At 68.4% G+C, this 21727-nt stretch carries 19 protein-coding genes; all 19 read left to right on the top strand.

The features are described 5' to 3' along the window. Positions 1 to 72 precede the first annotated feature (72 nt). The 19 genes from secE to rplB all read left to right on the top strand — a co-directional run bounded on the left by secE (position 73) and on the right by rplB (position 21720). Entirely contained in the window at positions 73 to 435 is a 363-nt protein-coding gene (gene secE / locus ACQPYA_RS27665) for a preprotein translocase subunit SecE (protein ID WP_433529956.1), read from the top strand. A gap of 38 nt (positions 436 to 473) precedes the next feature. Next, a complete protein-coding gene (gene nusG / locus ACQPYA_RS27660) occupies positions 474 to 1196 on the top strand; it encodes a transcription termination/antitermination protein NusG (protein ID WP_433529955.1) in 723 nt (240 codons plus the stop codon). Between the two features lie 207 nt (positions 1197 to 1403). Beyond that, entirely contained in the window at positions 1404 to 1835 is a 432-nt protein-coding gene (rplK, locus tag ACQPYA_RS27655; protein WP_093403591.1) for a 50S ribosomal protein L11, read from the top strand. A gap of 82 nt (positions 1836 to 1917) precedes the next feature. Continuing rightward, complete coding sequence (gene rplA / locus ACQPYA_RS27650; protein WP_433529954.1) at positions 1918 to 2634, top strand: 50S ribosomal protein L1; 717 nt, start codon at positions 1918 to 1920, stop codon at positions 2632 to 2634. Positions 2635 to 3098: 464 nt separating this feature from the next. Next, the gene (gene rplJ / locus ACQPYA_RS27645) at positions 3099 to 3644 is read left to right on the top strand and encodes a 50S ribosomal protein L10 (protein ID WP_137776526.1); all 546 of its coding nucleotides are present in this window, start codon (positions 3099 to 3101) and stop codon (positions 3642 to 3644) included. A gap of 56 nt (positions 3645 to 3700) precedes the next feature. Continuing rightward, a complete protein-coding gene (gene rplL / locus ACQPYA_RS27640; RefSeq protein WP_433529953.1) occupies positions 3701 to 4084 on the top strand; it encodes a 50S ribosomal protein L7/L12 in 384 nt (127 codons plus the stop codon). Between the two features lie 571 nt (positions 4085 to 4655). Continuing rightward, positions 4656 to 8087: a DNA-directed RNA polymerase subunit beta gene (locus ACQPYA_RS27635; RefSeq protein WP_433529952.1), complete on the top strand. Its 3432-nt coding sequence runs from the start codon at positions 4656 to 4658 to the stop codon at positions 8085 to 8087. Positions 8088 to 8190: 103 nt separating this feature from the next. Further along, positions 8191 to 12081, top strand: a complete 3891-nt coding sequence (locus tag ACQPYA_RS27630) for a DNA-directed RNA polymerase subunit beta' (RefSeq protein WP_433533651.1) — start codon at positions 8191 to 8193, stop codon at positions 12079 to 12081. A 129-nt stretch (positions 12082 to 12210) separates the two neighbouring features. Continuing rightward, on the top strand, positions 12211 to 12576 hold the full coding sequence (locus tag ACQPYA_RS27625; protein WP_433529951.1) for a hypothetical protein: 366 nt from the start codon (positions 12211 to 12213) through the stop codon (positions 12574 to 12576). 652 nt (positions 12577 to 13228) lie between these two features. Next, entirely contained in the window at positions 13229 to 13600 is a 372-nt protein-coding gene (locus tag ACQPYA_RS27620) for a hypothetical protein (RefSeq protein WP_433533650.1), read from the top strand. Between the two features lie 480 nt (positions 13601 to 14080). Then, a complete protein-coding gene (rpsL, locus tag ACQPYA_RS27615) occupies positions 14081 to 14455 on the top strand; it encodes a 30S ribosomal protein S12 (protein ID WP_014440718.1) in 375 nt (124 codons plus the stop codon). A gap of 1 nt (position 14456) precedes the next feature. Next, entirely contained in the window at positions 14457 to 14927 is a 471-nt protein-coding gene (gene rpsG / locus ACQPYA_RS27610) for a 30S ribosomal protein S7 (RefSeq protein ID WP_091079418.1), read from the top strand. A gap of 74 nt (positions 14928 to 15001) precedes the next feature. After that, positions 15002 to 17098 (top strand): elongation factor G, encoded by a 2097-nt coding sequence (fusA, locus tag ACQPYA_RS27605; protein ID WP_433529950.1) that lies wholly within the window; start codon positions 15002 to 15004, stop codon positions 17096 to 17098. A gap of 295 nt (positions 17099 to 17393) precedes the next feature. Further along, positions 17394 to 18587, top strand: coding sequence for an elongation factor Tu (gene tuf / locus ACQPYA_RS27600; protein ID WP_111215579.1), 1194 nt, complete (start codon positions 17394 to 17396; stop codon positions 18585 to 18587). A gap of 349 nt (positions 18588 to 18936) precedes the next feature. After that, the gene (gene rpsJ / locus ACQPYA_RS27595; protein ID WP_007073037.1) at positions 18937 to 19245 is read left to right on the top strand and encodes a 30S ribosomal protein S10; all 309 of its coding nucleotides are present in this window, start codon (positions 18937 to 18939) and stop codon (positions 19243 to 19245) included. Positions 19246 to 19256: 11 nt separating this feature from the next. Then, positions 19257 to 19922 carry a 50S ribosomal protein L3 gene (rplC, locus tag ACQPYA_RS27590; RefSeq protein WP_433529949.1) on the top strand — a complete coding sequence of 222 codons (666 nt, stop codon included), beginning with the start codon at positions 19257 to 19259 and terminating at the stop codon, positions 19920 to 19922. Then, positions 19919 to 20569: a 50S ribosomal protein L4 gene (gene rplD, locus ACQPYA_RS27585; RefSeq protein ID WP_433529948.1), complete on the top strand. Its 651-nt coding sequence runs from the start codon at positions 19919 to 19921 to the stop codon at positions 20567 to 20569. Before rplC ends, rplD begins: the two co-directional genes overlap by 4 nt. After that, on the top strand, positions 20566 to 20868 hold the full coding sequence (gene rplW / locus ACQPYA_RS27580) for a 50S ribosomal protein L23 (RefSeq protein ID WP_093403611.1): 303 nt from the start codon (positions 20566 to 20568) through the stop codon (positions 20866 to 20868). Before rplD ends, rplW begins: the two co-directional genes overlap by 4 nt. A gap of 12 nt (positions 20869 to 20880) precedes the next feature. Then, positions 20881 to 21720 carry a 50S ribosomal protein L2 gene (gene rplB, locus ACQPYA_RS27575; protein ID WP_433529947.1) on the top strand — a complete coding sequence of 280 codons (840 nt, stop codon included), beginning with the start codon at positions 20881 to 20883 and terminating at the stop codon, positions 21718 to 21720. The last annotated feature ends 7 nt before the right edge of the window (positions 21721 to 21727 follow it).

Here is a 21727-nt window from a genome sequence, read left to right as displayed (position 1 = left end):
GTCCGGCCGGCGTGACCAAACGCCGCGCACGCGCACCGCGTGCGACACCGACATCCCGCGACGGAGGGCGAAGTGGCCGACAACAAGCGGCGCGGCGAGGACGCCGACGACGACCGCCGGAACGACGAGGTCGTCGAGGACGGCGCCGGCGACGACGCCACCGACGCGGACGAGCCGGTCTCCCGGGGCGGCACCGCCACCCGGGAACGGGCCAAGGCGGAGACCGCCGGCAAGGTGGGTCTCTTCGGTCGCATCGCGCGTTTCGTCCGCGAGGTCGTGGCCGAACTGCGTAAGGTCATCTGGCCGACCCGCAAGGAGCTGCTGACCTACACGGCCGTGGTGATCGCGTTCGTCGCGGTGATGCTGACGATCGTGGCCGTCCTCGACTTCTTCTTCGCCAAGGGCGTGCTGTGGGTCTTCGGCAACCCAAGCTGACCGGCTGATTGTGCCGATAGTTACGGAAGTGAGCGAGCGTGCCTGAGTACGACGAGACCGCCGAGACCCCGGACGAGCAGTCCGCGGTGGCGACGGCGGCTGGTGACGAGTCGGTCGAGGCCGCCAGCGAGCCGGAGTTCGCGATGACGGAGCCCGCGCCCGACGAGGACTTCGACCCGGTCGCGGAGCTGCGGCAGAAGCTGCGCTACGCGCCGGGCGACTGGTACGTGGTGCACTCGTACGCCGGCTACGAGAACAAGGTCAAGACCAACCTCGAGACCCGGATCACGTCCCTCGACATGGAGGACTACATCTACCAGGTCGAGGTGCCGACCCGGGAAGAGGTCGAGGTCAAGAACGGCAAGCGGTCCCAGGTGCAGGCCAAGGTCTTCCCGGGCTACATCCTGGTCCGGATGGAGCTGACCGCGGAGTCCTACTCCTGTGTGCGCAACACGCCGGGGGTCACCGGCTTCGTGGGTGCCACGGACCGGGCCGACCGCCCGGCGCCGCTGAGCCTCGACGAGGTGCTGAAGTGGCTGGCGCCGGCCGTCGAGACCGAGCAGAAGAAGGCCAAGCCCGAGGTGAAGGTCCTCGACTTCGAGGTCGGCGACTCGGTGACCGTCACCGACGGTGCCTTTGCCTCGCTGCCGGCGACGATCAGCGAGATCAACGCCGACCAGCAGAAGCTCAAGGTGCTGGTGTCGATCTTCGGCCGGGAGACGCCGGTGGAGCTGAACTTCAACCAGGTCGCCAAGATCTGACCCGCCGACCGTTGGCGGCGGCGGGAATCCGCCGCCGGCGGTCGCCACCGGGTGCCCGGTTCGCCCGGCCGGCCAACCTCCGTGGGCGGGTGCATCCCGGCCTGCGCTACCCTAGAACGTCGTCGCCGCCGCACCCGCGCTGACCGTGCGCGCCCGGATGGCGATGTCGGTGCGAACCTTTCCCAGTTCCAAGCCCCAGGAAGTGACATGCCTCCGAAGAAGAAGCTCGTCAAGACGTTCACGCTTCAGCTGCCGGCGGGCCAGGCCACCCCGGCGCCGCCGGTCGGCCCCGCGCTCGGTCAGCACGGCGTGAACATCATGGAGTTCTGCAAGTCGTACAACGCGCAGACCGAGTCGCAGCGGGGCGACATCGTCCCCGCCGAGATCAGCGTGTACGAGGACCGCTCCTTCACCTTCGTGCTGAAGACCCCGCCCGCCGCCCGGCTGCTGATCAAGGCCGCCGGTGTGCAGAAGGGCTCGGGCGTCCCGCACACCCAGAAGGTCGGCTCGGTGACCCGCGCCCAGCTGCGTGAGATCGCCGAGAAGAAGATGGCCGACCTCAACGCCAACGACCTCGACCAGGCTGAGAAGATCATCGCCGGCACCGCCCGGTCGATGGGTCTGAACGTCACCGACTGACGACGGCCGCTACCGACCCGTACGGATCGTGGGAGGGCACGCGTTCGGCGCGGCCCGCCAGAGACCACAGGAGTAGACAGAAATGCAGCGCAGCAAGAGCTACCGCAAGGCCGCCGAGGCCATCGACCGGTCGAAGCTCTACACCCCCTCCGAGGCCGTCAAGCTGACCAAGGAGAGCTCCACCGTCAAGTTCGACGCCACGGTCGAGGTCGCGATGCGCCTCGGCGTCGACCCCCGCAAGGCGGACCAGATGGTCCGCGGCACGGTCAACCTGCCGCACGGCACCGGTAAGACCGCCCGCGTGATCGTCTTCGCCGCCGGCGCGAAGGCCGAGGAGGCCGTCGCCGCCGGTGCGGACGAGGTGGGCACGGACGAGCTGGTCGCCCGGATCCAGGGCGGTTGGCTGGACTTCGACGCGGCGATCGCCACGCCGGACCAGATGGCCAAGATCGGCCGGATCGCGCGGATCCTGGGCCCGCGCGGTCTCATGCCGAACCCGAAGACCGGCACGGTGACCATGGACGTCACCAAGGCGGTCTCCGACATCAAGGGCGGGAAGATCACCTTCCGGGTGGACAAGCACTCGAACCTGCACCTGATCATCGGCAAGGCCTCGTTCTCGGAGACCCAGCTGGTGGACAACTACGCGGCCGTCCTCGACGAGGTGCTGCGGGCCAAGCCGTCCGCGGCAAAGGGCAAGTACCTCAAGAAGGTCACCCTCACCACCACCATGGGCCCGGGCGTACCGGTCGACCCGAACGTGGTGAAGAACCTCACCGAGGGCTCCGCCGACAGCTGAGCACGAGCGCACCCGAGGGGCCCCGCCACGATCACGGCGGGGCCCCTCGCCGCATCCCCACCCCCTCCTTCTCCCGTCGATCATGAGGTTGGCGGCAGCTTTGAAGACCAGACACTGCCGCCAACTTCTCGATCAACGAAGCGGGGTGGGGGTGGGCTTGGTGGGGCGGGGGCGGGGCGGGTAGGCTTCCGGGGTCGCGCACTTTGTTGTGCGTGAAGTTCCACCCAGAGACCGCTGGTCACCGTGCCTCGGCACGGTCGAAGGTTCCGCGATGACGGGCGACCCGCGCAGGGCGGTAAGCGAACATCGGCAGCATCCTGTGGTCCGCCGACCGCGGTGATTCCGCCGGCCTCGCCCCGTGCGCCCTGCGCCGGGGCTTTTCTGTTGCCGCGTTTTCCTCCGCTCCCGTCGCCGGCACCCGCCTGCGACGGTGACCAGCCTCCGAGCAACGAGAGAGGAGGGACATGGCGGACAAGCCGATCCGGGCCGACAAGGCCACGGCCGTCGCCGAGCTCACCGAGAGCTTCCGCGCCGCTGGTGCCACCGTGCTGACCGAGTACCGCGGTCTGACGGTTTCCCAGCTGACCCAGCTGCGGCGCTCGCTCGGCAAGGAGACCAGCTACACCGTCGCCAAGAACACGCTGGCCAAGCGTGCTGCGGTGGACGCGGGCATCTCCGGCCTCGACGAGCTGTTCACCGGTCCTACCGCGCTGACTTTCGTTTCGGGCGACGTCGTCGAGGCGGCGAAGGGGCTTCGCGACTTCGCGAAGGCCAACCCGAAGCTCGTCATCAAGGGCGGCGTCTTCGAGGGCAAGGCCATTTCCGCGGCCGAGGTCACGAAGCTCGCTGACCTGGAGTCCCGTGAGGTGCTGCTGGCCAAGCTGGCCGGCGCGATGAAGGGCAACCTGAGCAAGGCCGCGGCCCTGTTCCAGGCCCCGCTGTCGAAGACCGCCCGCCTGGCGGCTGCCCTGCAGGACAAGCGCGAGAAGGAGGGCGCCGAGGCGGCCTGAGGCCCGCACGGCGCACCCACGTTCTTTAGGTAAACCATTCAGAAAGGACGCCAGACATGGCGAAGCTCAGCACCGACGAGCTGCTCGACGCGTTCAAGGAGATGACGCTGATCGAGCTCTCCGAGTTCGTGAAGCAGTTCGAGGAGACCTTCGAGGTCACCGCCGCCGCCCCGGTCGCCGTGGCCGCGGGTGCCCCGGCCGCCGCCGCGGCCGAGGCCGAGCCGGAGAAGGACGAGTTCGACGTCGTTCTCGACGCCGACGGTGGCAAGAAGATCCAGGTCATCAAGGTCGTCCGTGAGCTGACCGGCCTGGGCCTCAAGGAGGCCAAGGACGCGGTCGAGTCCGCGCCGAAGGCCATCCTGGAGAAGGTCAACAAGGAGACCGCCGAGAAGGCCAAGGCCAAGCTCGAGGGCGAGGGCGCCAAGGTCACCCTCAAGTGACCTGAGCCCTACCGGGCCGTCCCGGCCTACGTGAGCCGGGGCACATCAAGTCGCGGCGGGCGGCGATCCGACTCGGATCGCCGCCCGCCGTGTTCGTGGCACCGTACGCAAACGGCCATGAGCAGGGCGTAGAGGTTCGGCGTCCGGCCCGGCGCGGGTCCTGTCGGCCTCGCCCGTCGGTGGGAAAGAGCACCGGATGGCGGTACCGGCCCTTGACGCGGCCATGGCCCGACAGGCACGCTGAGACCAGCAAGACCTTCCGCGCTTGCGACGGCCACCGCGCGGGTAGTGAAGCGGCAGCACCACTCGCCGCAGCCACCCGAGCGGCCCGGTAGGGACGTTGCGTTCCGAGCGGCCCGGTGCGACCCGTTCGAGGGTCCCGAGGCACGTTCCGCAATGACCTGCGGGGTGGGCTGGACAGCGGTTAGCCTCTCGGCTACACTGCTAGTTTGCGCTGCCTTCCGACTTGACCCCTGCTCGGAAATGTCCGTTTGTGGATATTTTCTGGTGGGGTCATTGGAGTGCACGCGTACCAGCCGTTCTGCAGCACCGGTCCTCGGAAGGACGCATCTTGGCAGCTTCCCGCCCTGCGAAGACCAGTCGTACGTCGAGCGCATTCGCTCCCCGCCGAGTTTCTTTCGGTCGGATCACCGAACACCTCGAGGTCCCCAACCTCCTTGCCATTCAGAACGAGTCCTTCGACTGGCTCGTCGGCAACGAGGCTTGGCAGGGCCGGTCGGCGGACGACCCACACGCACGCTCGGGTCTCGCGGAGATCCTCGACGAGATCAGTCCCATTGAGGACTTTTCCGGCACCATGTCACTTTCCTTCTCGGCGCCGCGCTTCGACGAGGTCAAGGCCTCGATCGAGGAGTGCAAGGAGAAGGATCTCACCTACTGCGCCCCGCTCTTCGTGACCGCGGAGTTCACCAACAACACCACTGGCGAGATCAAGAGCCAGACGGTGTTCATGGGTGACTTCCCGATGATGACGCCGAAGGGCACCTTCATCATCAACGGCACCGAGCGCGTGGTGGTCAGTCAGCTCGTCCGCTCGCCGGGCGTCTACTTCGACAAGCAGCCGGACAAGACCTCCGACCGCGACCTCTCCAGCGTCAAGGTCATCCCGAGTCGGGGTGCCTGGCTGGAGTTCGACATCGACAAGCGCGACACGGTCGGCGTCCGCATCGACCGTAAGCGCCGGCAGGCCGTCACGGTGCTGCTCAAGGCCATCGGATGGTCGGCCGAGCGGATCCGTGAGAAGTTCGGCTGGTCCGAGCTGATGATGACCACGCTCGAAAAGGACCACATCGCCGGCCAGGACGAGGCGCTACTCGACATCTACCGGAAGTTGCGCCCTGGCGAGCCGCCGACCCGCGAGAACGCCCAGACCCTGCTCGACAACCTCTTCTTCAACCCGAAGCGGTACGACGTAGCCAAGGTCGGGCGGTACAAGTTCAACAAGAAGCTCGAAGTCGGTGTGCCGATCACCACGGGCACGCTGACCGAGGACGACATCGTCGCCACCGTGGAGTACCTCTGCCGGCTGCACGCCGGTGAGGAGGGCTACGAGGCCGACGACATCGACCACTTCGGCAACCGGCGGCTGCGTACCGTGGGCGAGCTGATCCAGAACCAGGTTCGGGTCGGCCTGTCCCGGATGGAGCGGGTCGTCCGCGAGCGGATGACCACCCAGGACGTCGAGGCGATCACGCCGCAGACCCTGATCAACATCCGCCCGGTGGTGGCCGCGATCCGGGAGTTCTTCGGCACCTCGCAGCTGTCCCAGTTCATGGACCAGACCAACCCGCTGGCGGGCCTGACCCACCGGCGTCGGCTGAGCGCGCTCGGCCCGGGTGGTCTGTCCCGGGAGCGGGCCGGCTTCGAGGTCCGCGACGTGCACCCGTCCCACTACGGCCGGATGTGCCCGATCGAGACGCCGGAAGGCCCGAACATCGGTCTGATCGGCGCGCTGTCCACCTTCGCCCGGGTCAACCCGTTCGGCTTCATCGAGACGCCGTACCGGAAGGTCATCGACGGTCGGGTCACCGACCAGATCGACTACCTGACCGCGGACGAGGAGGACCGGTTCGTCAAGGCGCAGGCCAACGCGCCGTTGAAGGCGGACGGGTCGTTCGCCGAGGACCGCGTCCTGGTCCGCCGTAAGGGCGGCGAGACCGAGGACGTCGCGCCGGCCGCCGTGGACTACATGGACGTGTCGCCGCGGCAGATGACCTCGGTCGCGACCGCGATGATCCCGTTCCTGGAGCACGACGACGCGAACCGTGCCCTGATGGGCGCGAACATGCAGCGTCAGGCGGTACCGCTGGTCAAGGCCGAGTCTCCGCTGGTCGGCACCGGTATGGAGTACCGTGCCGCGGTCGACGCCGGTGACGTGGTGGTGGCCGAGGTCGGCGGTGTGGTCGAGGATCTCTGCGCCGACTACATCACCGTGCACCAGGACGACGGCCACCGCCGGACGTACCTGCTGCACAAGTTCCGCCGCTCCAACGCCGGCTCCTGCGTCAACCAGAAGCCGGTGGTCTTCGAGGGCGACCGGGTCGAGGCCGGCCAGGTCATCTCCGACGGTCCGTGCACCGACGACGGCGAGATGGCGCTCGGGCGCAACCTGCTCGTGGCGTTCATGTGCTGGGAGGGCCACAACTACGAGGACGCGATCATCCTGTCGCAGCGTCTCGTGCAGCAGGACGTGCTCACCTCGATCCACATCGAGGAGCACGAGGTCGACGCGCGGGACACCAAGCTCGGCCCGGAGGAGATCACCCGCGACATCCCGAACGTCAGCGAGGAAATGCTCGCCGACCTCGACGAGCGCGGCATCATCCGGATCGGCGCCGAGGTCGTCCCCGGTGACATCCTGGTCGGCAAGGTCACGCCGAAGGGCGAGACCGAGCTGACCCCGGAGGAGCGGCTGCTCCGCGCGATCTTCGGTGAGAAGGCGCGCGAGGTCCGGGACACCTCGCTGAAGGTGCCGCACGGCGAGACCGGCACGGTCATCGGCGTGCGTACCTTCTCCCGGGAGGACGGCGACGAACTGCCGCCGGGCGTCAACGAGCTGGTCCGGGTCTACGTCGCCCAGAAGCGGAAGATCCAGGACGGCGACAAGCTCGCCGGCCGGCACGGCAACAAGGGCGTCATCTCCAAGATCCTGCCGGTCGAGGACATGCCCTTCCTGGAGGACGGCACCCCGGTCGACATCGTGCTCAACCCGCTGGGGGTGCCGAGCCGGATGAACATCGGCCAGGTGCTGGAGACTCACCTGGGCTGGGTGGCCAAGACGGGTTGGCAGGTCGAGGGCGACGACGCGGAGTGGAAGCGTCAGCTCCAGGCGATCGGCGCGGACTCCTCCGAGCCGGACACCAACGTGGCCACCCCGGTCTTCGACGGTGCCCGCGAGGAGGAGATCTCCGGTCTGCTCGCGTCGACCCTGCCCAACCGGGACGGCAAGCAGCTGATCGGCGCAAGCGGCAAGGCGCAGCTCTTCGACGGTCGTTCCGGCGAGCCGCTGCCCGACCCGATCGCCGTCGGCTACATCTACATCCTGAAGCTCAACCACCTGGTCGACGACAAGATCCACGCACGGTCGACCGGCCCGTACTCGATGATCACCCAGCAGCCGCTGGGTGGTAAGGCGCAGTTCGGTGGCCAGCGCTTCGGTGAGATGGAGTGCTGGGCGATGCAGGCCTACGGTGCCGCGTACGCCCTGCAGGAGCTACTGACGATCAAGTCCGACGACGTTCTCGGCCGGGTGAAGGTCTACGAGGCCATCGTCAAGGGCGAGAACATCCCGGAGCCGGGCATCCCGGAGTCGTTCAAGGTGCTGCTCAAGGAGTTGCAGTCGCTGTGCCTCAACGTTGAGGTGCTCTCCAGCGACGGTGTGGCCCTGGAGATGCGCGAGACCGACGACGAGGTGTTCCGGGCCGCGGAGGAACTGGGCATTGACCTGTCCCGGCGCGAGCCGAGCTCGGTCGAGGAAGTGTGACGTTGAGGTTCCGGGGCGGGACATCCCGCGTGAGGGTCGTCCCGTCCCGGCACCAGACCCGGTCAGCTGCTAGCGCAACAAGCGACGTGTGAGGGAATTGAACGTGCTCGACGTCAACTTTTTCGACGAGTTGCGAATTGGGCTGGCGACCGCCGACGACATCCGTCAGTGGTCGCACGGCGAGGTCAAGAAGCCCGAGACCATCAACTACCGCACCCTCAAGCCGGAGAAGGACGGGCTCTTCTGCGAGAAGATCTTCGGTCCGCAGCGGGACTGGGAGTGCTACTGCGGTAAGTACAAGCGGGTCCGGTTCAAGGGCATCATCTGCGAGCGCTGCGGCGTCGAGGTGACCCGCTCGAAGGTCCGCCGGGAGCGGATGGGCCACATCGAGCTCGCCGCCCCGGTGACCCACATCTGGTACTTCAAGGGCGTGCCGAGCCGGCTGGGCTACCTGCTGGACCTCGCCCCGAAGGATCTCGAAAAGATCATCTACTTCGCCTCGTACGTCGTGACGAGCGTTGACGCCGAGGCGCGTCACCGTGACCTCTCGACCATCGAGAACGAGATCCTGGCCGAGAAGCGGCAGTCGGAGAACAGCCGCGACTCGGAGATCGAGAAGCGGGCCGCCAAGCTCGAGGCCGACCTGGCCGAGCTGGAGGCCGAGGGCGCGAAGGCGGACGTCCGGCGCAAGGTCAAGGAGGGCGGAGAGCGCGAGATGCGCCAGATCCGCGACCGGGCCCAGCGCGAGATCGACCGCCTGGACGAGGTGCTGGACACCTTCCGCAAGCTGGACTCGAAGCAGCTGGTCACCGACGAGCTGCTCTACCGCGAGCTGCGGGATCGGTTCGGCGAGTACTTCACCGGTGGCATGGGCGCCGAGGCGATCAAGGCCCTGGTGCAGAACATGGACCTCGAAGCCGAGGCGGAGAGCCTGCGCGAGACCATCCGTACCGGCAAGGGGCAGCGGAAGATCCGGGCGCTCAAGCGGCTCAAGGTCGTCGCGGCGTTCCAGAACACCCGCAACTCGCCGCTCGGCATGGTGCTGGACTGCGTACCGGTCATCCCGCCGGACCTGCGTCCGATGGTGCAGCTCGACGGTGGCCGCTTCGCCACCAGCGACCTGAACGACCTGTACCGCCGGGTGATTAACCGGAACAACCGGCTCAAGCGGCTGATCGACCTCGGCGCGCCCGAGATCATCGTCAACAACGAGAAGCGGATGCTCCAGGAGGCCGTCGACGCGCTGTTCGACAACGGCCGCCGCGGCCGGCCGGTCACCGGCCCGGGTAACCGTCCGCTGAAGTCGCTCTCCGACATGCTCAAGGGCAAGCAGGGCCGGTTCCGGCAGAACCTGCTGGGCAAGCGCGTCGACTACTCCGGCCGTTCGGTCATCGTGGTCGGCCCGAAGCTCAAGCTGCACCAGTGCGGCCTGCCCAAGCAGATGGCGCTGGAGCTGTTCAAGCCGTTCGTGATGAAGCGGCTGGTCGACCTCAACCACGCGCAGAACATCAAGTCCGCCAAGCGGATGGTCGAGCGGCAGCGGCCGGTCGTCTGGGACGTGCTGGAAGAGGTCATCGGCGAGCACCCGGTGCTGCTCAACCGGGCGCCGACCCTGCACCGGCTGGGCATCCAGGCCTTCGAGCCGCAGCTGGTCGAGGGCAAGGCCATCCAGATCCACCCGCTGGTCTGCACCGCGTTCAACGCCGACTTCGACGGTGACCAGATGGCGGTGCACGTGCCGCTCTCCGCCGAGGCCCAGGCCGAGGCGCGGATCCTGATGCTGTCGTCGAACAACATCCTCAAGCCGGCGGACGGCAAGCCGGTCACCATGCCCACCCAGGACATGGTCATCGGCCTCTACCACCTGACTCACCTCACCGCGGGTGAGCACGGGGAGGGCCGGGCGTTCAGCTCGGACGCCGAGGCGCGGATGGCGTACGACAACGGCGAGCTGCACCTGCAGGCACCGGTCAAGATTCGGCTGCGGGACGTCGTCGAGGTCGACAACGGTGCCGGCGGACAGCCGTGGATCGCGCCCGAGGGCTGGCTTCCGGGCGAGCCGCTGACCGTGGAGACCACGCTCGGCCGGGTGCTGTTCAACGAGACCCTGCCGCAGGGCTACCGGTTCGTGAACTACGAGATCCGTAAGGGCCAGCTCTCCGCGATCGTCAACGACCTCGCCGAGCGGTTCCCGAAGGTGGCCCTGGCGGCCACCCTCGACGGGCTCAAGGAGGCCGGTTTCCACTGGGCCACCTGGTCCGGCGTCACCATCGGCATGGAGGACGTCATCGCTCCGCCGCGCAAGCGGGAGATCCTGGAGCGGTACGAGAAGGAAGCCGACAAGATCGACCGCCAGTACCAGCGCGGTCTGATCACCGCCGAGGAGCGGCGCAGCGAGCTGATCTCCATCTGGACCAACGCGACCAACGAGGTCGCCAAGGAGATGGACACCGCGCTGCCGCAGGAGAACCCGCTGTGGAAGATGATCAACTCGGGTGCTCGCGGTAACCTGCTCCAGCTCCGGCAGATCGCGGCGATCCGTGGTCTGGTGGCCAACCCGAAGGGCGAGATCATCCCGCGGCCGATCAAGGCCAGCTACCGGGAGGGTCTCTCCGTGCTGGAGTACTTCATCTCCACGCACGGTGCCCGCAAGGGCCTCGCGGACACCGCCCTGCGTACCGCCGACTCGGGTTACCTGACCCGTCGTCTGGTGGACGTCTCGCAGGACGTCATCATCCGCGAGGAGGACTGCGGCACCGACCGGGCCATCCCGATGCAGGTGGGTCAGCAGCTCGACGGCGGCCCGCTGGTGGTGCACGAGCACGCCGAGACCAGCGTGCACGCCCGTACCCTGGCCGACGACATCAAGGGGCCGGACGGCACCGTCGTCGCCGAGCGGGGCGTGGACCTCAACTCGATCATGGTCGACCGGATCGTCGCGGCCGGGGTCGAGAACGTCCGGGTGCGCAGCGTGCTCACCTGCGAGTCGAAGCTGGGCGTCTGCGGTGCGTGCTACGGCCGCTCGCTGCCGACCGGCAAGATCGTGGACGTCGGCGAGGCGGTCGGCATCATCGCCGCCCAGTCGATCGGTGAGCCGGGTACGCAGCTGACGATGCGTACCTTCCACACCGGTGGCGTCGCGGGTGAGGACATCACCCAGGGTCTGCCGCGTGTCCAGGAGATCTTCGAGGCCCGGATCCCGAAGGGCAAGGCGCCGATCGCCGACACCCCGGGCCGGATCCGGATCGAGGACGGCGAGCGGTCCCGCAAGATCGTGGTGATCCCGGACGACGGCAGCGAGGAGATCGTCTACGACAAGATCTCCAAGCGGGTCCGGCTGCGGGCGCACGACGGCGACCACGTCGAGGTCGGCGAGAAGCTCACCGAGGGCACCATCGACCCGCACGAGCTGCTGCGCATCCTCGGCCCGCGGGCGGTCCAGGTCCACCTGACCCAGGAGGTCCAGGAGGTCTACCGCTCCCAGGGTGTGCTCATCCACGACAAGCACATCGAGATCATCATTCGCCAGATGCTCAAGCGGGTGACGGTCATCGACTCCGGCTCGACCGAGTTCCTGCCGGGTGTGCTGGTCGACCGGGCGCTCTTCGAGTCGGAGAACCGCCGACTCGTCTCCGAGGGTGGCGAGCCCGCGGCGGGTCGTCCGGTCCTGATGGGTATCACCAAGGCCTCGCTGGCGACCGACTCCTGGCTCTCGGCGGCCTCCTTCCAGGAGACCACCCGGGTGCTGACCGACGCGGCGATCCACGCCCGCAGCGACTCGCTGATCGGTCTCAAGGAGAACGTGATCATCGGTAAGCTCATCCCGGCCGGTACCGGCATCAGCAAGTACCGCAACGTCCGGGTCGAGCCGACCGAGGAGGCGAAGGCCAAGGTCTACTCGATGACCGGCTACCCGGAGACCGACTACGGCTTCGGGCCGGCCAGTGGCCAGGCGGTTCCGCTGGACGACTTCGACTTCGGGTCGTACCGCTAGACCGCGCAGTGACGTGAGAGGTCCCCGGCGATCCGCCGGGGACCTCTTCGTGTCGGGGGCAGCCGGTGGGGCCCCGGACCGGCCGCGGGTTCGGCACGTGCCGGCGTCGGTGGGGGCATCATGTTGGTTATGACGATCGCACCCGGATCGGCGCCCGCCGCGACCGCGCCGCGTCACCCGCTCGACCCGGACCCGGTCCGGGCGACCAAGGCCAGGGCGGTCTTCGCGCTGGGACTGATGGCCGCGTTGACCGGTCTGTTGATCGGTGGCGTGGTGCCCGCCACGCTGGCGCTGCAACTGGCCCGGCAGGCGCGCCGGGAGGCGTACGCCTCGGGGGGTTTCCTGACCGGCGCGGCCTGGCTGCGTCGCGGCGAGCAACTGGCCTGGACGGGCCTGGCGCTGGTCGCGGTCAGTCTGGTGGTGCTGCTGGTGATCGGTGTGGTCCGGCTCGCCGAGGCGCCCTACGGGCACGACTTCGCACCCCACGTCGACTGACCCGGGCGGGCCGGGCCCTCGCGCCGGGCGCCGGGGGCTGACCGCCGACGGTAGCCTGACCGTTGTCCGTCGCGCGGTGATGGACGCGGCCGATGAGGAGGATTCTGTGACGGAACCGGCGCGCCCCGAGGGCGGCGAGTCCGCCCAGCCCACCCCCGGGCGGCCGGACGCCGACGCGGCGGAGCCGGACGCCTCGGCATTGCCGGGAACCGGGCCACCAGTCCTCTCCACCGGCTCCGCGCCATCGCCCTCCGCACCTCCCGGGCCGGCGTCCGCCGACCCGCTGCCGGTTCCTGTCGACCCGCTGCCGGCGTCCGCCGGATCGCCGGGTGCGCCGGGCCTCGGGCAACCGCCCGGCTGGCCGCCCCACGGCCACCCGCAGGCCCCGCTGCCGGTTCCGCCGGCCTTCGGCCACCCGCAGGTTCCGCCGCCGGTGCCGGCGGCCTTCGGCTATCCGCAGGCCCCGTCGCCGGTGCCACCGATGGTGCCGCCGGCCTTCGGGTCGCCACCGGGTTCCCCCGCCTTCAACACGCCGCCTGCGCCAGCGGCGTATGGGCCGCCGGCGGGGTGGCACCCCCCGGGCTGGGGAGGGCCGGCCTCCGCGCCCGCCCCGACCCGGGAGCAGCCCCGGCCGCCGAAGCGGGTGGAGCCGGTGGCCGGTACCCCCTTCGCCGTGGTGCACCTCGACGTGCCGCCGGTCACCTCGGGCCTGGCGGTCGGCTCGCTGGTGGTCGGTATCACCTCGATACTGGTGTCGTTTCTGGTCTTCTGCTTCGGCGCGGTGGGGGAGGGGGCGAACGGCGCCTGGGTCGCCGGCGCGTTCACCGTGCTGAGCGGTCTGACCGGGGCCGGTGCCGTGGTGGCCGGCCTGCTCGGCCTGAGGCAGATCCGGCGACCGGCGCCTCCGCCGGCGGTCCGGTTCACCGGCCGGGGCCTGGCGGTCGCCGGGATCAGCTGTGGTGGGGCCGGGCTGCTGCTCGGCCTGCTGGGTCTGGGGCTGGCCCTCCTGCTGGCGCTGACCTGATCCGACCGGATCCCTGGGCTGGTGAGCCCCGGCCCAGGGCTATCGGGCCAGGCTCCGGCAGAGCCGGTACACTTGTCTACGTAGGTGCCCATCACGGGCGGGTGGTGTGACGGGTCCGGGCCGGCCAGCAGCACGAAGTCGGCCGGGTCTTCCGTTTTGACCTGCGCGGCTGTGGTAGGTACTCTTTCCCCTTGTGCCCGGGCATGCCCGGGCAACTCGTGCGTGCGCTGGATCCGGTATCCGGGACGGCACCACGACTGAGCCAGAAGACCCGGCACGCGGCGATCCGCGCGCCGGTGACAAACCCCCGGCCCCGCGCGCGAGCGTCGGAACCGGGACCGTGAGTCGGGCGACACGCCCGACCGCGGGTGCCGGGACCGCCGCGAGGCGCCCTGGTTGGAATGTAGGAGAGCCGGTCACCAGATCGGCTGAGGCAGAAGGCGCGGCCGTGCGAGCGGCCGAAGGGAGCGGAGAAACCCGGTGCCCACGATCCAGCAGCTGGTCCGCAAGGGCCGCCAGGCGAAGACGAGTAAGACCAAGACCCCGGCGTTGAAGGGTTCCCCCCAGCGGCGTGGCGTGTGCACCCGCGTGTACACCACCACCCCCAAGAAGCCGAACTCGGCGCTGCGCAAGGTCGCTCGCGTCAAGCTCAGCAGCCAGATCGAGGTGACCGCCTACATCCCGGGCGTCGGTCACAACCTGCAGGAGCACTCGATCGTGCTCGTCCGTGGCGGCCGGGTGAAGGACCTCCCCGGCGTGCGTTACAAGATCGTTCGCGGTTCGCTGGACACCCAGGGTGTCCGCAACCGCAAGCAGGCGCGCAGCCGCTACGGCGCGAAGAAGGAGAAGAGCTGACATGCCGCGTAAGGGACCCGCTCCGCGGAAGCCGCTGGTCGCTGACCCGGTGTACAACTCGCCGTTGGTCACCCAGCTGGTGAACAAGATCCTGCTGCGCGGCAAGCGCCAGCTGGCCGAGCGCATCGTGTACGCGGCCCTGGAGGGTTGCCGGGAGAAGTCCGGCACCGACCCGGTCGTCACGCTCAAGCGCGCGATGGACAACGTCAAGCCGACCCTTGAGGTCCGCAGCCGCCGGGTCGGTGGCGCGACCTACCAGGTGCCGGTCGAGGTCCGTCCGGCCCGGGCCACCACCCTCGGCCTGCGCTGGCTGGTGACCTACTCCAAGGCCCGCCGGGAGAAGACCATGGTCGAGCGGCTGATGAACGAGCTGCTGGACGCGAGCAACGGCCTCGGCGCCGCCGTCAAGCGGCGCGAGGACACGCACAAGATGGCCGAGTCCAACAAGGCCTTCGCGCACTACCGCTGGTAACACATGGGTCCCGGCGCCATCCGGTGCCGGGACCGCCACCAGTTGAGTCGAGACGACGAGAAGTAGGGATTGAAGTGGCCGCCGCAGACGCGCTCGCCAACGTACGCAACATCGGCATCATGGCGCACATCGATGCCGGTAAGACCACTACCACCGAGCGAATCCTGTTCTACACCGGTATCACGTACAAGATCGGTGAGGTCCACGAGGGCGCCGCCGTCATGGACTGGATGGAGCAGGAGCAGGAGCGCGGTATCACCATCACTTCCGCCGCCACGAAGTGCGAGTGGAAGGGCCACACGATCCAGATCATCGACACGCCCGGCCACGTCGACTTCACGGTCGAGGTGGAGCGGTCGCTGCGGGTGCTGGACGGCGCCGTCGCGGTCTACGACGGCGTGGCCGGCGTGGAGCCGCAGACGGAGAACGTCTGGCGACAGGCGGACAAGTACAACGTCCCCCGGATGTGCTTCGTCAACAAGCTCGACCGGACCGGTGCCGACTTCTTCCGTTGCGTGCAGATGATGATCGACCGGCTCAACGCCACCCCGCTGGTGCTCCAGATCCCGATCGGGCTCGAGGGCGACCACATCGGCGTCGTCGACCTGATCGGCATGCGTGCCCTCACCTGGCGCGGCGAGACCCAGAAGGGTGAGGACTACGCGATCGAGGAGATCCCGGCCGAGCTGGCCGACTCCGCCGCGGAGTGGCGCGAGAAGCTGATGGAGACCCTGGCCGACGTCGACGACGCGGTGATGGAGAAGTACCTGGAGGGCGAGGAGATCTCCGTCGAGGAGATCAAGGCCGCCATCCGGCGCGCCACCATCGCCAGCAAGGCCAACCCGGTGCTCTGCGGCTCGGCGTTCAAGAACAAGGGCGTCCAGCCCATGCTCGACGCCGTCGTCGACTTCCTGCCGTCGCCGCTGGACATTCCGGCGATCGAGGGCACGGCGACCGACGGCGAGACGCCGCTACAGCGCAAGCCGTCCACCTCGGAGCCGTTCTCCGGCCTGGCGTTCAAGATCCAGACCGACAAGCACCTCGGCAAGCTCACCTACGTCCGGGTCTATTCCGGCGTGGTCGAGTCCGGGTCCCAGGTGGTCAACTCCACCAAGGACCGCAAGGAGCGGATCGGCAAGATCTACCAGATGCACGCCAACAAGCGGGAGGAGCGCGGCTCCGCCAAGGCAGGCGACATCATCGCGGTGCAGGGTCTCAAGCAGACCACCACCGGTGACACGCTGTGCGACCCGGCGAACCCGGTCATCCTGGAGTCGATGACCTTCCCGGAGCCGGTCATCGAGGTCGCCATCGAGCCGAAGACCAAGGCCGACCAGGAGAAGCTCAGCACCGCCATCCAGCGGCTGGCCGAGGAGGACCCGACCTTCCGCGTCAAGCTGGACGAGGAGACCGGCCAGACGGTCATCTCCGGCATGGGCGAGCTGCACCTGGACATCCTGGTCGACCGGATGCGCCGCGAGTTCAACGTCGAGGCGAACATCGGTAAGCCGCAGGTGGCGTACCGCGAGACGATCCGCCGCAAGGTGGAGAAGATCGAGTACACCCACAAGAAGCAGACCGGTGGTTCCGGCCAGTACGCCCGGGTAGTCGTGAGCCTGGAGCCGCTGCCGCTGGACAACGACTCGCCGACCTACGAGTTCGCGAACGCCGTCACGGGTGGCCGCATCCCCCGGGAGTTCATCCCGTCGGTGGACGCGGGCGCCCAGGACGCCATGCAGTACGGCATTCTCGCCGGCTTCCCGCTGGTGGGTGTCAAGCTGACCCTGCTGGACGGCCAGTACCACGAGGTCGACTCGTCCGAGATGGCATTCAAGATCGCCGGTTCGATGGTGATGAAGGAGGCGGCCCGCAAGGCCGACCCCGCACTGCTCGAGCCGATGATGGCCGTTGAGGTCACCACTCCGGAGGAGAACATGGGTGACGTCATCGGCGACCTCAACTCCCGCCGCGGCATCATCCAGGCGATGGAGGAGCGCAGCGGCGCTCGCATCGTCCGGGCGCTGGTGCCGCTGTCGGAGATGTTCGGCTACGTCGGCGACCTGCGGTCGAAGACCCAGGGCCGGGCTAGCTACAGCATGCAGTTCGACTCCTACGCCGAGGTTCCGCAGAGCGTGGCGAAGGAGATCATCGCGAAGGCGACGGGTGAGTGAGCATCGAGCGAAGCGAGGAGCGGAGCGAGCCCGGAGTCGAGCCGGAAACTTGGCAAAGGCGACGGGTGAGTGACGCTCACCTGAGCTGATCGGATGATCCGACGGTGGTCGCGGGAGGATTTCCCCGACCGCGACCACCTCGGTCGGATTGGGTGAATTCCGGGCCTGTAGGCTTCATCGCCGCAGAACCCACAAAGCTCTCCGGCCGTCAGGCCGGAAAGGCTGTCGACAGAGTCCTAAGCGCCGACCTGGCGCGCCGGGGCGAACGAACCAAGAAGTCCACAGGAGGACACCAGTGGCGAAGGCGAAGTTCGAGCGGACTAAGCCGCACGTCAACATCGGCACCATTGGTCACATCGACCACGGTAAGACGACGCTGACGGCGGCCATCACCAAGGTCCTGCACGACCAGTACCCGGACCTGAACCCGTACACGCCGTTCGACGAGATCGACAAGGCGCCGGAGGAGAAGGCCCGCGGCATCACGATCTCGATCGCGCACGTCGAGTACCAGACCGAGGCGCGGCACTACGCGCACGTCGACTGCCCCGGTCACGCCGACTACATCAAGAACATGATCACCGGTGCCGCCCAGATGGACGGCGCGATCCTGGTGGTCGCGGCGACCGACGGCCCGATGCCGCAGACCCGCGAGCACGTGCTGCTGGCCCGCCAGGTCGGTGTGCCGTACATCGTCGTGGCGCTGAACAAGAGCGACATGGTCGACGACGAGGAGCTGCTGGAGCTCGTCGAGCTCGAGGTCCGTGAGCTGCTCTCGGCGCAGGAGTACCCGGGCGACGACCTGCCGGTCGTTCGTGTCTCGGCGCTCAAGGCCCTTGAGGGCGACCCGGAGTGGACCGGCCGGCTCCTGGAGCTGATGAACGCCGTCGACACCGCGATCCCGCAGCCGGAGCGCGAGACCGAGAAGCCGTTCCTGATGCCGATCGAGGACGTCTTCACGATCACCGGTCGTGGCACGGTCGTCACCGGTCGCGCGGAGCGCGGCATCCTCAAGCCGAACGAGGAGGTGGAGATCGTCGGTATCCGCGAGAAGTCGATGAAGACCACCTGCACCGGCATCGAGATGTTCCGCAAGCTGCTCGACGAGGCCCGCGCGGGTGAGAACGTCGGTCTGCTGCTGCGCGGCATCAAGCGCGAGGACGTCGAGCGCGGCATGGTGGTCGTCAAGCCGGGCACCAGCACCCCGCACACGGAGTTCGAGGCGACCGTCTACATCCTCTCCAAGGAGGAGGGTGGCCGGCACACCCCGTTCTTCCAGAACTACCGTCCGCAGTTCTACTTCCGGACCACGGACGTCACCGGCGTCGTCACGCTGCCCGAGGGCACCGAGATGGTCATGCCGGGCGACAACACCACGATGACCGTGAAGCTGATCCAGCCCATCGCGATGGAGGACAACCTCAAGTTCGCGATCCGGGAGGGTGGCCGTACGGTCGGCGCTGGTCGCGTCACCAAGATCATCAAGTGAGCTGGGTAACCCCGATTAGACCCGCCGCCGGTCGTGCGGCATACTAGTCAGGTTGCGTAACGACAGTTCGCCTCCCGTGTTCGGCCTTCGCTGAACCTCCGGGTGGGCAGAGCAGTCGGGCGTGGGGTGGTTGGCGGTCCGTCCGTCAACCACCCTCGCGCGGCGTTCAGGTCGCGGTAGCGCGATCGGCGCCTGGACCCACCGCGGTCAGGATCGCTCCGGAAGCCCGGGGCGGAGCCTGGCCACAGGGCGCGACACGCCCGACCGCGGGGGTGGGCGAAGAGGGCCTGTGCCAGCCGGTACAGGCACCCGCAACACAGCGGCATCGAGAGAAGGAACAGAAGCCACCATGGCGGGACAGAAGATCCGCATCCGGCTCAAGGCCTATGACCACGAGGTCGTCGACTCCTCGGCTCGGAAGATCGTCGAGACGGTGACGCGTACCGGGGCGCAGGTCGCGGGCCCGGTGCCGCTGCCCACGGAGATCAACCGTTTCTGCGTCATCCGCTCGCCGCACAAGTACAAGGACTCGCGCGAGCACTTCGAGATGCGTACGCACAAGCGACTGATCGACATCATCGACCCGACCCCGAAGACGGTCGACTCGCTCATGCGCCTCGACCTGCCGGCTGGCGTCGACATCGAGATCAAGCTGTAGGGACCGGACACATGGACAGGCAAGTTAAGGGGATCCTGGGCGCGAAGCTCGGCATGACCCAGGTCTGGGACAACAACCGCGTTGTCCCGGTGACCGTGGTTCAGGCCGGCCCCTGCGTCATCACCCAGGTTCGTGACGCCGACAAGGACGGTTACTCCGCGGTCCAGCTGGCGTACGGGACGATCGACCCGCGCAAGGCCAAGAAGCCGCTCCGCGGGCACTACGCCAAGGCTGACGTGGCGCCGCGCCGGCACATCGTCGAGCTGCGCACCACCGACGCCGCGGAGTACTCGCTCGGCCAGGAGATCACGGTCGAGGAGTTCCCGGCCGGCGTCTCGATCGACGTGACCGGCAAGACCAAGGGCAAGGGCTACGCCGGCCCGATGAAGCGGCACGGCTTCCACGGTCTGCGCGCCAGCCACGGTGTCGAGCGCAAGCACCGCTCCCCGGGCTCCATCGGGGCCTGCGCCACCCCGGGTCGCGTCTTCAAGGGCACCCGGATGGCCGGCCGCATGGGTGGCGTGCGCTACACCGTGCAGAACCTGACCGTCCAGGCGGTCGACACCGAGAACAACCTCCTGCTCGTCCGTGGCGCCATTCCCGGCCCCAAGGGCGCGCTGGTCCTGGTCCGCACCGCGGCCAAGGCCAAGGCGAAGAAGGGCGGTGCGGGCAAGTGACCACCGTTGACGTCCTGAGCTCCGAGGGCACCAAGACCGGCTCGGTCGAGCTGCCCGCCGACATCTTCGACGTGCAGGCCAACGTCCCGCTGATGCACCAGGTCGTGGTGGCGCAGCTGGCGGCGGCCCGGCAGGGCACGCACAAGACCAAGACCCGTGGCGAGGTCTCGGGTGGCGGCAAGAAGCCGTACAAGCAGAAGGGCACCGGTCGGGCCCGGCAGGGTTCGATCCGCGCGCCGCAGTTCGCCGGCGGTGGCGTGGTGCACGGCCCGGTGCCGCGCGACTACAGCCAGCGCACCCCGAAGAAGATGAAGGCCGCCGCGTTGCGTGGCGCCCTCTCCGACCGGGCGCGCGCCGGCCAGGTGCACGTCGTCGAGGAGTTCGTCTCGGGCGAGAAGCCGTCGACCAAGGCCGCGCTGGCCACGCTCGCCAAGCTGACCGAGGCCCGCCGGGTGCTGGTCGTGCTGAGCAGCACCGACGAGCTGAACTGGGTGTCGCTGCGCAACGAGCCGCGGGTGCACCTGATCGAAGCCGGCCAGCTGAACACGTACGACGTGCTGGTGGCCGACGACGTGGTCTTCACCAAGGAGGCCCTGGACGAGTTCCTGGGCGTCCCCGCCGAGACCACCGAGGAGGGTGGCAAGTGAGCACGATCGCCGACCCGCGCGACATCATCGTGGCGCCGGTCGTCTCGGAGAAGAGCTACAGCGAGCTGAACCGCAACTGGTACACCTTCCTGGTGCACCCGGACGCGAACAAGACCGCGATCAAGATCGCCATCGAGCAGATCTTCAACGTCCGCGTCCTGACGGTCAACACGCTCAACCGCGAGGGCAAGCGCAAGCGGACCCGTACCGGGTTCGGCAAGCGCAAGGACACCAAGCGCGCGATGGTGAAGCTGGCTGAGGGCGACCGCATCGAGGCCTTCGGCGGCCCGGTCAGCTGAGGGGTGTAGACAATGGCTATCCGTAAGTACAAGCCGACGACGCCGGGCCGGCGTGGATCGAGCGTCGCCGACTTCGCCGAGATCACCCGGTCGACGCCGGAGAAGTCGCTGCTGGTCCCGCTGCCGAAGAAGGGCGGTCGGAACGTCCACGGCCGGATCACCGCCCGGCACCAGGGCGGCGGCCACAAGCGTCAGTACCGGCTGATCGACTTCAAGCGGGTCGACAAGGACGGGGTGCCGGCCAAGGTCGCGCACATCGAGTACGACCCGAACCGCACCGCGCGCATCGCGCTGCTGCACTACGCCGACGGCGAGAAGCGCTACATCGTCGCGCCGAAGGACCTCAAGCAGGGCGACGCGGTGGAGTCGGGTCCGAGCGCGGACATCAAGCCGGGCAACAACCTGCCGCTGCGCAACATCCCGGTCGGTACCACGATCCACAACGTGGAGCTGCGCCCGGGTGGCGGCGCCAAGCTGGCCCGCTCGGCCGGCGTCGGCATCCAGCTGCTCGGCCGGGAGGGCGCCTACGCGACCCTCCGCATGCCGTCGGGTGAGATCCGGCGCGTCGACGTGCGCTGCCGGGCCAGCATCGGTGAGATCGGCAACGCCGACCAGTCGAACATCAACTGGGGCAAGGCCGGTCGGATGCGGTGGAAGGGCAAGCGCCCGACCGTCCGTGGCGTCGCGATGAACCCGGTCGACCACCCGCACGGTGGTGGCGAGGGCAAGACCTCCGGTGGTCGCCACCCGGTCAACCCGCAGGGTAAGCCCGAGGGCCGCACCCGTCGTAAGGGCCAGCCGAGTGACCGGCTGATCGTCCGCCGCCGCTACGCCACGCGTAAGCGCGGCTGAGGGAGAT

The sequence above is a fragment of the Micromonospora sp. CA-263727 genome (genome assembly GCF_050942455.1).
Taxonomy (GTDB): domain Bacteria; phylum Actinomycetota; class Actinomycetes; order Mycobacteriales; family Micromonosporaceae; genus Micromonospora.
Note: the sequence above shows the minus strand (reverse complement) of the source record. Positions and strands in the feature narration are given on the sequence as shown.

Coding starts and splice junctions, on each gene's coding strand:
- rplK (WP_093403591.1), top strand. CDS start 1,404: ATGCCTCCGAAGAAGAAGCTCGTCAAGACGTTCACGCTTCAGCTGCCG.
- rplA (WP_433529954.1), top strand. CDS start 1,918: ATGCAGCGCAGCAAGAGCTACCGCAAGGCCGCCGAGGCCATCGACCGG.
- rplJ (WP_137776526.1), top strand. CDS start 3,099: ATGGCGGACAAGCCGATCCGGGCCGACAAGGCCACGGCCGTCGCCGAG.
- rplL (WP_433529953.1), top strand. CDS start 3,701: ATGGCGAAGCTCAGCACCGACGAGCTGCTCGACGCGTTCAAGGAGATG.
- ACQPYA_RS27625 (WP_433529951.1), top strand. CDS start 12,211: ATGACGATCGCACCCGGATCGGCGCCCGCCGCGACCGCGCCGCGTCAC.
- rpsG (WP_091079418.1), top strand. CDS start 14,457: ATGCCGCGTAAGGGACCCGCTCCGCGGAAGCCGCTGGTCGCTGACCCG.
- rpsJ (WP_007073037.1), top strand. CDS start 18,937: ATGGCGGGACAGAAGATCCGCATCCGGCTCAAGGCCTATGACCACGAG.
- rplC (WP_433529949.1), top strand. CDS start 19,257: ATGGACAGGCAAGTTAAGGGGATCCTGGGCGCGAAGCTCGGCATGACC.
- rplB (WP_433529947.1), top strand. CDS start 20,881: ATGGCTATCCGTAAGTACAAGCCGACGACGCCGGGCCGGCGTGGATCG.